Below are 12,318 nucleotides of genomic sequence, written 5' to 3'. Positions count from 1 at the left end.
ACCGTGAGTACCTTCAACGCCCCCAAGGGCACCTTCGACATGCTTCCGCCGTACTCGGAGACGTTCAACCGGATCCGGATCCAGTTCGGCCTGGAGCTGCGCGACGCGGGTTTCCAGTACATCGAGACCCCCACCTTCGAGGAGACCGGCCTCTTCCTGCGCGGCGTCGGCGAGTCCACCGACATCGTGACCAAGGAGATGTACACGTTCGAGGACCGCGGCGGCCGCTCGCTGACGCTGCGCCCCGAGGGCACCGCGGCCGTGATGCGCTCGGTGCTCCAGCACAACCTGTACGCCGGCCGACTGCCGGTCAAGCTGTGGTACTTCGGCTCGTACTACCGCTACGAGCGCCCGCAGGCCGGCCGCACGCGCCAGTTCACCCAGGTCGGCGCCGAGGCGATCGGCAGCGACGATCCGCTGGTCGACGTCGAGATGATCGCGCTCGCCGCCGAGGGCTTCATGAAGCTGGGTCTGCGCGACTTCCGGCTGCTGCTCAACTCGCTCGGCTGCCGCGAGTGCCGGCCGGTCTACCGCGCCAAGCTCCAGGAGTTCCTGCGCGCGCTCGACCTGGACGCCGAGACGCACGCGCGGATCGAGATCAACCCGCTGCGCGTGCTCGACGACAAGCGGCCCGAGGTGCAGGCGCTGATCGCGGACGCCCCGCTGATCACCGACCACCTGTGCCAGGCGTGCGCCGAACACCACACGTTCGTGCGCGGCATGCTCGACGAGTTGGAGATCGCCTACGAGGACACCCCCAGGCTGGTCCGGGGCCTCGACTACTACAACCGCACCACGTTCGAGTTCGTCCACGACGGGCTCGGCGCGCAGTCGGCGATCGGCGGCGGCGGGCGCTACGACGGCCTGTCCGAGGACCTCGGCGGCCCCGACCTGCCCTCGGTGGGCTGGGCCCTGGGCATCGGCCGCACGATGCTCGCGATGGAGGCCGAGGGCCAGGCCGTGGAGACCCCGGCCGACTGCGACGTCTACGGCGTCGCGATCGGCGACGCGGCCCGGCGCGCGGTGTTCGGCATGATCACCCAGCTGCGGATCGAGGACATCCCCGCCGACATGGCCTTCGGCGGGAAGAAGCTCAAGGGCGCCATGAAGGCCGCGTCGCAATCCGGCGCCCGCTACGCCATCGTCGTCGGCGATCGTGACCTCACCGAGGGCGTCGCCCAGATCAAGGACCTGGCGAACGGGGACCAGACCCCGGTCCCGCTCGACCGGGTCGTCACCGTCTTGAAGGAGAAGCTTCAGTGATCCGCACCCATGACGCCGGGACGCTCCGCGCCGAGCACGCCGGCCACACCGTGACGCTCGCCGGCTGGGTGGCCCGGCGGCGCGATCACGGCGGCGTGGCGTTCGTGGACCTGCGGGACGCGTCGGGCACCGTACAGGTGGTCTTCCGCGACCTGGCGACCGTGCACAACCTGCGCTCCGAGTTCTGCGTGAAGATCACCGGCGACGTGCGGGTGCGCCCCGACGGCAACGAGAACACCGACATCCCCACCGGTGCGATCGAGGTCGTCGTGGACGACTTCGAGATCCTCTCGGAGGCGGCGCCGCTGCCCTTCCCGATCGAGGAGTACACGCCGGGCACGGTCAACGAGGAGGTGCGGCTCAAGCACCGCTACCTCGACCTGCGCCGGGCGCCGATGGCGCGCAACCTGCGGCTGCGCTCCAAGGTGACCCGGGTGATCCGCGAGGTCATGGAGGACCACGACTTCCTCGACATCGAGACGCCGTACCTGACCCGCTCCACGCCCGAGGGCGCCCGCGACTTCCTGGTGCCGGTGCGGCTCCAGCCGGGTTCGTGGTACGCGCTGCCGCAGTCGCCGCAGCTGTTCAAGCAGCTGCTCATGGTGGCCGGCATGGAGCGCTACTACCAGATCGCGCGCTGCTTCCGGGACGAGGACTTCCGGGCCGACCGGCAGCCCGAGTTCACCCAGTTGGACGTCGAGATGTCCTTCTGCGACGCCGAGGACGTCCTGGCGCTGACCGAGAAGCTGATCGCGCGGGTGTGGCGCGAGGTGCACGGCGTGGAGATCCCGCTGCCGCTGCCCCGGCTGCCCTACGCCGAGGCGATGGCGCGTTACGGCTCGGACAAGCCGGACACCCGCTTCGGCTGCGAACTGGTCGACCTGACCGCCTACTTCGAGGGCACGTCCTTCCGGGTGTTCCAGGCCGAGTTCACCGGCGCGGTGGTGATGCCCGGCGGCGCCGCGCAGACCCGCAAGGAACTGGACGGCTGGCAGGACTGGGCCAAGGCGCGCGGCGCGCGCGGCCTGGCGTACGTGCTGGTCGACGCGGAGACCGGCGAACTGCGCGGCCCGGTGGCCAAGAACCTGTCCGAGGAGCACCTGGCCGGACTGGTCGAGGCGACCGGCGCGGCCAAGGGCGACTGCATCTTCTTCGCGGCGGGTCGGCGCACGGCCTCGCTCGAACTGCTCGGCGCGGCCCGGCTGGAGATCGCCCGCCGCGGATCGCTGATCGACGAGTCGAAGTGGAACTTCCTCTGGGTCGTCGACTTCCCGATGTTCGAGCCGATCGAGGACGCGGCCGGCAACCACCAGGGCTGGCACGCGATCCACCACCCGTTCACGGCGCCGACCGCGGAGTGGCTCGACGGGTTCGACAAGAACCCGGGCGAGGCGCTGTCGAACGCGTACGACATCGTGCTCAACGGGACCGAGATCGGCGGCGGTTCGATCCGTATCCACCGTCGGGACGTGCAGGAGCGCGCGTTCGCGGCGATCGGGATGTCGGAGGAGGAGGCGCAGTCGCAGTTCGGCTTCCTGCTGGACGCGTTCGCGTACGGGCCGCCGCCGCACGGCGGGATCGCGCTGGGGCTGGACCGGTTGGTGGCGCTGCTGGGCGGGGCGGACAGCATTCGCGATGTGATCGCCTTCCCGAAGACGGCTTCCGGTGGGGACCCGTTGACCGGGGCGCCGTCGCCGATCACGGTGCAGCAGCGGCGGGAGGCGGGGATCGACGCGAAGCCGAAGTCGGGGTCGGGTGAGGGCTCGGGGTCGGGGTCGGGCTCAGGTTCGGGTTCGGGCTCGGGTGGCAAGGCGGACAACGGCTAGGGTGCCGAGAAGGCGTGACTTCCTTCGAGCGGGCGCGTTGGGACGGTCGAAGTAGTAGCCGCCCCATGTTGTTTGTGGGGACGGTTCGGCGCCGGCGTCTCGGATGCACTCCGCTTCGCCGTCGGGCCCGCTCGTGGTGATCGAGGGCGGTCGAGCCATTGGCTCGGCCGCCCTTCGGCGTTGCGGTCGCCGTTGCTGCCGCTGCCGCTGCCGCTGCCGTTGCGGTTGCGGTTGCCTTTGCCGTTGCCGGATTTGTCGACTCGGTGGAGTAGCCGAAACGCTTCTGCACAGGCTCGGAGCAGCGGCGCCGAAGCGTGCCTACCTTGGAAGTCGAGCCGGTGAGGGCCGGTTCGTACGACCTCGGGGAGGCCGACATGGCGGTGGAGCTGACGAAGCGACGGGTGCCGGCGGAGTACGTGACGCGGTCCGTCGTGCTGGGGCGCGGCTGGACGCAGGGTGCCATCGTGCGCTTTCTGGCCGAGCCGGACGGGACGCTCGCCAACCTGCGCTATCGGGGATCGCCACCGACCCGGCTGTACGCCATGGCGCGGGTCCAGGCGATCGAGGGCACGCGCGAGTGGCAGGAGTGGTTCTTCGCGTCGCGGCGACGGCGGGCGGGGGTGGTGGCGGATCCGGGAAGTGTGGTCGGGGCCGGCGAGCGGGGTGAGCCGCCGGTGGCACCGGCGGGAGCGGTGGCCGGCCCGCTCGACGGCGGTGTGCCCGGCGATGGTGGCGGCGGGGCTGTTGTCGAGGGTGCGCGTGGTGGTGGTGGGCAGGCGGGCGGAACGCGTAGGGATGATGCGGCCGTTGCGGTCGGCGCACATGTCGGAGCCGAGCGAGATGCTGGGGTGGGTCGAGGTCGGGACTCGAAGGACTCGAAGAGTTCAAGGGGCTCGAAGGGCTCCAACGGCTCCAACGGCTCGACTGGCTCGAATGGCTCGAAAGGGGAGGTCGCATGAGCCACACCGTGCACATCAATCCGCTGCGCTGGTTCACCGATGGCGAGGGTGGCCTGGAGTTCGTCGAGTCGTTCGGCACGCCGGTGCCGGCCGACCTGCTGGAGGAGGCGCGTGCCGCGTCCTATCCGGAAGTCGGCGACGTGCTGGCGGTGTTGCGTGCCGAAGGGTTGTCCGCGCGCTGTTGGTTCACCCTGTGGGTCGACGGTGCGGAGGTGCCGGATCCGTTGCCGGCGCGGCCGGGGGCGGCCGATGGCGACCACCTGGGCGGGTTCGCGGTGGCGGTCGCGGGGGAGCGCAAGCGGATCGGGACGGACGAGCCGGCGTCCGGGCTGACCTTCCGGGCTCCGGGGGCGGGCGCGGCGGAGCGGGCGGTGGCGGCGCTGGCCGAGGCGTTCGGTCCGCAGGTGATGTGGGCCGGGGATGTCGGCGACGTCGTGGTGGTGCCGCCCGGGCTGACCGCGGCCCAGGTGCGGGCGCGACGGGCGGGGTGCGACATGGCCGATTCGTGAGGGATCTGCCCCTGTTCGTGGGGGCGGCCGATCTGGGAGCGTAGGCCGGGGAAGCCCCCGTGAGGGGGCGGCCACCCGACTCGCTCGACTGCTGGGAGCCCTCGCCATGCCCTTCTCGCTGTTCGGTCGCAAGAAGTCGAAGCCGGACTCGTCGGCGGCTGCCGCGCCGCCCGCCACCGCACCCTCGGCCACCGTGCGCAGCGGCAGCGGCTCGGCGGTCTCGCTCGACAAGATCGAACGCTCCGCCCCCGGGTTGGTCAGCCTGTACAAGGCGGCCGGGGTCAGCCTGGAGAAGAACCGACTGGCGGGTGTGCGTGCCGCGGTCTACCTGGTGCTCGACCGCTCCGGCAGCATGGCGCCGTTCTACAAGAACGGCAGCGTGCAGGCGCTCGCCGACCGGGTGTTGGCCGCAGCCGCGCACTTCGACGACGACGGCTCGGTGCCGGTGATCTTCTTCGACACGAAGGCGTACCGGGCCGAGGAGATCTCGCTGGACAACTACGGTGGCCGGATCGCCGCGCTGCACAAGAAGCTCGGCCATATGGGCACCACGGACTACGTGTCGGCGATGGAAGCGGTGATCGCGCACTATCGCTCGTGTGGTGCGACCGACCCGGCCTTTGTGATCTTCCAGACGGACGGGGCGCCGAACAACGCCAAGGCCGCGGAGAAGGCCATCTGCAAGGCGGCCGAGTTGCCGATCTTCTGGCAGTTCATCGGCTTCGGCCGGGACGAGTTCCGCTTCCTGCACCGTCTGGACGACCTGCCCGCCCCCAAGTACCGCGTGGTCGACAACGCGGGTTTCTTCGAGGCCGGTGCGGACCCGCGGCGCATGCCCGACGCCGAACTGTTCGACAACCTGATGAACGAATTCCCGGAGTGGCTCCAGACGGCGAAGGCCGCGGGGGTTCTTCGCTGACACGGCGCCGCCCCCACCGGTGGCCCGGGCGGGTGGCGCTGGTCGACGCCGGCGCCACGGCCGGGGACGCCGGAGCCGGCGGCCGGGTGGGCCGACTTCCCCGTGGAAGGCAGCTTGAGCCGTCCCGCCGCCGCCGGCGCCGATGGGGACCGGGAGAGCCGCTTCGCCCGGGTGAGCGCGGCCTCGGACACGCCGTGGTTGCCACCACCGATGTCGGCGTACGGGTGGCCGTACTTCGGGCCGCCGGCCGCGGGTGCGGCGTCGCGCTTCCGGGCGTTGGCGTCGGCTGAGGGCGCATTGCCGGTCGGGTGGTGTGTCTCTTGTGCGGCGGTGATGTCGGTGGAGGGGCGCGTTGCTGTCCGGGTGGTGGCCCCGGGGGAGGGCTGCGTCGCCGTCCGGGGTGTGGCGTCGGCTCTCGTGGGGCGATGGCGGCGGTGGTCGGGTGTGCTTGTCGGCGGGGCGTGTTGCTTGTCCGGGGGGTGGCGTCCGGCTCCGGGCGCGCTGCCGTCCGGGCGGTGGTGGCGTCGGCTTTCGTGGGGCGATGGCCTCGGTGGTTGCGGGGCGTTGGTGTCGGCGGTGGGTGTGTTGCCCGTCTCGGGGGTGGCGTCGGCTGGGGTCGCACCGCCGGCTGGTGGTGGTGGCGTCGGCACTTGTGGTGTGGGGCGCACTGCCGTCCGGGTGGTAGCGCGCGTTGGTTCTTGTGGGGCGTTGGTGTCGAGGGTCGGATGTCGCCCTGGCGTCGGTGGGCGTGTTGCCCGTGCGGGGGCGGCGTCGGAGGCAGGGCGCGGACCGCCGTCTGGTCGGTTGCGGGGTTGGCTTTGGAGTGCACCGCCGTGGGGGCGGTGGGGTGACGTCGGGTCTCGCGGCGTGATGGTGTCGGTGGAGAGGCGCATCGGTGTCCGGGGGTGTGGCATCGGCGGTCGTGGGGAGGTGGTGTGGGGCTGGGAGCCGGGGCCCGGGGCCGGGAGCCGGAGCGGGGTCTGGGGGCCCGGAAGCGCGCACTTTGCCCTGCCGGCGGTGGGCGCGTTGCCCGGCCGGGTGGTGGCGTTGGCCCCGGGCGCGCTGCCCTCCGAGCGGTGGTGCATGGGCTCTGGCGGGGCGGTGGTTCGGCCGGCCGTCTGGGCGGTGGTGGTGTCGGCTTTCATGGGGCGGTGGCTTCGGTCGTTGCGGGGCGACGGTGTCGGCGGTGGGTGGGTTGCTCGTCCCGGAGGCGCGGCGGGTGTGGGTGCGATGACCCGTCCCGGAGGCGGCGGCGGGTGTGGGGCGGGTTGCCGGCCGGGTGTGCTCACCGGGGCTCGGCGCGGCGCGCCTCGTGCGGCGACGAGCGGTTGTGTGCAAGGGGAGGCAGGGGGTGCTTGGGAGCGCGTCCCGGGCCGGTCGGGAGTCGGTGGTGAGGGTTAGGGTCGGGGGGTGGATTCCGATCTCTTCACCGCTGCCGCCGAGGCCCGGCAGGCCAAGGACCCCTCGCTCGCGCCGCTGGCCGTGCGGATGCGCCCGCGTGACCTGGACGAGGTGGTCGGTCAGCGGCACCTGCTGGGCGAGGGGTCGCCGCTGCGCCGGTTGGTGTCGTCGGACAGTCGGGTCACCGCGCCGTCCTCGGTGATCCTGTGGGGGCCGCCCGGGACCGGCAAGACCACGCTCGCCTACGTGGTCAGCCATGTCACCAAGCAGCGTTTCGTGGAGTTGTCGGCGATCACGGCAGGGGTCAAGGAAGTGCGCGCGGTGATCGAGGACGCGCGTCGGCAGGCCGGTGCGCAGGGCCGCGACACGGTGCTGTTCCTGGACGAGATCCACCGCTTCTCCAAGGCCCAGCAGGACTCGCTGCTGCCCGCGGTGGAGAACCGATGGGTGACGCTGATCGCGGCGACCACGGAGAATCCGTACTTCTCGATCATCAGCCCCCTGCTCTCCCGCTCCCTGCTGCTGACCCTGGAGTCGTTGACCGACGACGACCTGCGCGAGGTCGTGCACCGCGCGCTCGGCGACGAGCGCGGACTCAAGGGCACGCTCACCCTCGATCCGGACGCCGAGGAGCACCTGCTGCGCATCGCGGGCGGTGACGCGCGACGGATCCTGACCGCGTTGGAGGCGGGTGCGGGATCGGCGGCCGACAAGGGCGAGGACACGATCACGCTGGCCACGCTGGAGAGCGCGGTGGACCGGGCGGCGGTGCGGTACGACCGGGACGGGGACCAGCACTACGACGTGGCGAGCGCGTTGATCAAGTCGATCCGGGGCTCCGATGTGGACGCCGCGCTGCACTATCTGGCGCGGATGATCGACGCGGGGGAGGACCCGCGATTCATTGCCCGGCGGCTGATGATCTCGGCGAGCGAGGACATCGGAATGGCCGACCCGACCGCGTTGCAGGTCGCGGTCGCCGCCGCGCAGGCGGTTGCGCTGATCGGCTTCCCCGAGGCGCGGATCACGCTGTCCCAGGCGACCATCCACCTGGCCCTGGCGCCGAAGTCGAACGCGGCCTATCTGGCGATCGACGCGGCACTCGGCGACGTCCGAAAGGGGCTGGCCGGCCCGGTGCCGGCACACCTGCGCGACGGCCACTACAAGGGCGCGGCCAAACTCGGTCACGCGCAGGGCTACGTCTACCCGCACGACGTCCCCGGCGGCGTGGCAGCCCAGCAATACGCCCCCGACGCCATCCACGGCCGCACCTACTACGAACCCACCCGCCACGGCGCCGAAGCCCGCTACGCCGACATCGCCACATGGACCCGATCCCGCCTGACCAACACCACCCCCACGGACGAATAACCCACCCGGCCCCCACCCGCCCAAGCCCTGCCGGCCCACAGCGGCCGACAGGTGACGGCCCACCATCCAGGCAGCGCTCGCCGATACGCCCCACCCGCCGGCATCACGCCCGCCCGTGTTGCGCCCGTATCCGCCGCGCCGCCGGCGCCCCGAGCCGTGCGCCGCATCCGCGGGCGTGGTGCCCTGGTCTGCGCACAGCCGTTCGTCGTCGCCCTCGCCGGCGTCACCCCCGTGTACGACCCCTTGCCTGCCTGCGCGGTGCCGCCGTTGCCTGCGTTGCACTCGGCGGTCGTGCCACATCGGCCTGCACCTGCTCGCGTCGCGCTCGCGCGTGTTGCGCTCGTTTACGTCGTGCCGTATTTGCCCGCCTTGCGCTCAGCCGGTCACGCTGCATCGGCTCGCGCACCCGCTTGCGTCGCGTTCCGTCCTGCGCGCGCACATGCCCACCGTTACGCTCCCGCGTGTTGCGCTCGCTACCCGGCGCCTGTCGGTGTTGCGGCGTCTACCTGCATCGATCTCGGTCGTCGGTGCCGCACGCGCGCGCACCCGCCTGTGTCGCGCTTGCTTGCGCCACGCATGTTGCCCCACGCCTGCCCGCGTTGCGTCCGGACGGCGCGCGCACTCACTCGCGTGGGCCCCCTACGCCGTCTCGCTTGCGCCGCGCATTGCCCGCTTGCGCCCTACCTGTCCGCCTTGCCTCTGTCATCCGGGCTGCACCTCTACGTGCTGCCGTGCGGCCGCTCACCCGTGTGTGTCCTTGGGCCGTCGATGGGTCCCGTTGTCGGCGCCGCACACGCGCCTGCTTGCCTGCGTTGCGCTCGCTTGGGTGATGCCGGCCCCGTGCCGCGCTGCTTTTGCCTGCGTTGCGTTGTACCGGGCTGCGTTGTGCTCAGCGTCGGTGTGGCATCCGTGCATGACCTGTTCGTCTTGTGCCCTGCTTACGCGGTTTCTGGCTGGGCCGCGCTGTACTTGCCTGTGCTGCGCCGTACTTGGCCTGCGTTGCGCTGAGCCGTCCGCGCCGTATCCGCGCGCGTCGTGCCCCGGTCTCCGCGCCCGTTCGCCCTCGCCCCCGCCCGTGCCGTGCTCGCCCGTGCCGCGCTCGCCCGTGCCGGGCTTGACCACGTCGCATCGTGCGCGTCGCGCCTGCTGGTGCCGAGTTCGGCCCCGCGTTGCGGCCGTTCGTGCCGGGCCCGGTTCGTGCTCGGTGTGCTGGTCGTCCGGGGGGTGGATTTTGGGGTCGGTCGTGTGGGGGACTTTGGGGCCGTGCGGCGGGGGTGGGGCGGCGCGGGGAGGGCCGTGGGATGTATGTGGGCGCCGTACCGGTGGGGGACGACCTGCGGAGTGGGGGCGGTCGAGGATGGCGGTATCCCATTGCTCGGCTCGGTTTCCGGGGGCTGCCCATGTTTCGTTTCGCTCTGCGCAACGTCGTCGCGCACAAGGCCAGATTGGCGATGACCGCCGTCGCCGTGCTCCTCGGGGTCGCGTTCGTCGCCGGCACCCTGGTCTTGTCGGACACCTTGGGCCGGGCCTTCAAGAACACCGCGTCCAGGAGCTTCGCCGACGTTTCCGTCGCGGTGATCGACGACAACGTGGACCGCGCCGGATCCCGGGAGCACGGCCGTCCGGATCCCGCGCTCACCGAGGACACCCTCACTCGGTTGCGCGCGCTGCCGGGAGTCGCCCGGGCGCGCGGAGTGCTGGAGGGCTTTACCGGTGTGGTCGACCGCGACGGCGACCTGCTCGGGTCCGGGTGGACCACCATCGGGACCAACTTCGTGCCGACCGCCGGCGGAGCCGACCCGCGCTTCCCGATGCGGGCCGGGCGTGGGCCGGCGAACGGCCGCGAGATCGCGTTGGATGCGCGGAGTGCGGACAGGGCCGGCTTCCGGGTCGGCGACACCGTACGCGTCGCGCTGAGCGGTCCGATGGTGGAGACCCGGCTGACCGGCGTGTTCGGGACCGACGACCCGCGGGTGTCGGCGGGCGGCTCGCTGGTCCTGTTCGACACCGCCACCGCGCAGCGGCTGTTGTTGGCACCCGGCCGGTACGGCGAGATCGACCTGACCGCGGCCCCCGGTACGAGCGAGACGGCGCTGCGCGACGCGGCTGCGCGGGTGTTGCCCCACGCCGACAACCTGCGGGTGGACTCCGGGCGGGCGCTCGCCCGAGAGCAGATGGACCAGATCGAGGCCGGCACTCGGCAGATGACCATCGCGCTGCTCGCGTTCGCCAGCATCGCGCTGTTCGTCGCCACGTTCATCATCGCCAACACGTTCACCATGCTCGTGGCCCAACGCACCCGCGAACTGGCCCTGTTGCGCGCGGTCGGTGCCCGACGCGGACAGGTCACCCGGATCGTGCTGTGCGAGGCGGCGGCGGTCGCCGTGGTCGCCTCGCTGCTGGGCCTGGCCGTCGGGATCGCGCTCGCGGGCACGCTGCGGTCGCTGCTGGAACGGTTCGGCGCCCACCTGCCCGCCGGCCCGCTGATCGTCGAGGCCCGCACGATCGCGGTGGCGCTGCTCGTGGGCTGCGGGGTCACCCTGCTCGCCGCCTGGCTGCCGGCCCGGCGCGCGTCCCGGATCCCGCCGGTCGCCGCACTGAACACCGTCGAACAACCCGCCGGCCACGGCGGCCTGCGCGGTCGCAGCGTCGTGGGCGCGCTGGTGACGGCCGCCGGCGCGGCGCTCACCGGGTACGGCCGTTCCACCGCCGGCGACGGCGGCCGAGTGCCGGTGGCCGTCGGGGTGTTCCTGGTCCTGGTCGGCATCCTCCTGCTCACCCCGCTGTTGTCCCGGCCCGTGATCGGGGCGAGCGCGCCGTTCCTGGACCGGCCGTTCGGCGTGGCCGGTCGGCTGGCCCGCCGCAACGCCGTCCGCAACCCCCGCCGTACCGCCGCCACCGCGTCGGCGCTGACCATCGGGCTGTGCCTGATCGCGGGTCTGACCATGCTCGGCGCATCGATCCGGCAGGCGGTCGAGGAGCGGGCGATCGCCGAGGTGGCGGCCGACTACCGGATCCAAACGGTCAACGGCGCGCCCGTCGACGCGAGCGTGCTCGACGCGGTCGCCCGGGTGCCGGGGGTGACCGCGATGTCCCCGCTGATCCGGGACACGGTGACGCTGGACGGCCGCAACACCGCCGTGATCGGCGTGGATCCCCAGGGAATCGAACGACTGCTCGCGCTCGGCGGCACGGCCGACGCCGCGGCGGCGCTGCGCCGGGGCGAGATCCTGGTCACGGCGGCCACTGCGAAGCAGCGCGGCTGGCGGATCGGGTCCGTGGTCCCGATCGGCTATCCCGACGGCACCCGGGGGCGCGTCACCATCGGCGGATTCCATGGCGATCTCGAACAGTTGACCAAGGTCACCGTGCCGGCCGCGCTCGTACAGGCGCATTCCGCGCACCGCGACATCCGGTCGATCATGGTGCGCACCGCCGGCGGCGACGACGCGCGGACCACGCGGACGATCGAGCGGGCGATCGGCGACAACCCCTTGATCGTGGTCGAGGACCGCACCGACATCCGGCAGTCCATCAGCCGCAGCGTCGACCTGTTGCTCAACATCATGTACGGGCTGCTCGCGATGGCCGTGCTGATCGCCGTGCTCGGCGTGATCAACACGCTGGCCATGTCGGTCTTCGAACGCCGGCGCGAGATCGGGATGCTGCGCGCGATCGGCCTCGACCGCTCGCGGGTGCGCACCATGGTCCGCCTCGAATCGTTGGTGATCTCGGTCTTCGGCGCGGTACTCGGGGTGGCCGTGGGCACGTTCCTGGCCTGGGGGATCCTGGGTCCGCTGCGGAGCAAGGTGCCGAATCTGGTTCTGGTCGTCCCGTGGCCCGCCGTCGCCGGATTCCTCGCCCTCGGGGTGGGCGTCGGCATCATCGCCGCGGTCTGGCCGGCGCGTACCGCGGCCCGCGCCGACGTGCTGGCGGCCATCGGCACCGAGTGAGCGACGTACGCGCCACCGCTGTCGTCACCGAGTGAGCGACGTACGCGCCGCCGCTGTCGTCACCGAGTGGGTGGCGTGCGCACTACCGCCGTTGGCGCCGTGTGGGTGAGGTACGCA

Annotated in this window: 7 protein-coding genes; all 7 read left to right on the top strand. The window is 72.1% G+C overall.

Features of this window, described 5'->3' with window-relative positions; genetic code table 11:
- The first annotated feature begins 3 nt into the window (after positions 1 to 3).
- The 7 genes from hisS to ACZOOI_RS03400 all read left to right on the top strand — a co-directional run bounded on the left by hisS (position 4) and on the right by ACZOOI_RS03400 (position 12,201).
- Entirely contained in the window at positions 4 to 1,263 is a 1,260-nt protein-coding gene (gene hisS / locus ACZOOI_RS03430) for a histidine--tRNA ligase (RefSeq protein ID WP_465279336.1), read from the top strand.
- A complete protein-coding gene (gene aspS, locus ACZOOI_RS03425; RefSeq protein WP_465279335.1) occupies positions 1,260 to 3,089 on the top strand; it encodes an aspartate--tRNA ligase in 1,830 nt (609 codons plus the stop codon). The genes hisS and aspS overlap by 4 nt, the downstream gene beginning before the upstream one ends.
- A 374-nt stretch (positions 3,090 to 3,463) precedes the next feature.
- Positions 3,464 to 4,048 (top strand): hypothetical protein, encoded by a 585-nt coding sequence (locus ACZOOI_RS03420; protein WP_465279334.1) that lies wholly within the window; start codon positions 3,464 to 3,466, stop codon positions 4,046 to 4,048.
- A complete protein-coding gene (locus tag ACZOOI_RS03415) occupies positions 4,045 to 4,557 on the top strand; it encodes a hypothetical protein (RefSeq protein WP_391587558.1) in 513 nt (170 codons plus the stop codon). Before ACZOOI_RS03420 ends, ACZOOI_RS03415 begins: the two co-directional genes overlap by 4 nt.
- A gap of 106 nt (positions 4,558 to 4,663) precedes the next feature.
- Positions 4,664 to 5,476: a vWA domain-containing protein gene (locus ACZOOI_RS03410; protein ID WP_391587557.1), complete on the top strand. Its 813-nt coding sequence runs from the start codon at positions 4,664 to 4,666 to the stop codon at positions 5,474 to 5,476.
- Positions 5,477 to 6,886: 1,410 nt separating this feature from the next.
- Positions 6,887 to 8,248 (top strand): replication-associated recombination protein A, encoded by a 1,362-nt coding sequence (locus ACZOOI_RS03405; RefSeq protein ID WP_465279333.1) that lies wholly within the window; start codon positions 6,887 to 6,889, stop codon positions 8,246 to 8,248.
- Positions 8,249 to 9,648: 1,400 nt separating this feature from the next.
- Entirely contained in the window at positions 9,649 to 12,201 is a 2,553-nt protein-coding gene (locus ACZOOI_RS03400) for an ABC transporter permease (RefSeq protein WP_465279332.1), read from the top strand.
- The last annotated feature ends 117 nt before the right edge of the window (positions 12,202 to 12,318 follow it).

It is taken from the genome of Embleya sp. L77 (assembly GCF_055557415.1).
The sequence above is the reverse complement of the archived record's forward strand: the minus strand, read 5'-3'. Positions and strand labels throughout refer to the sequence as shown.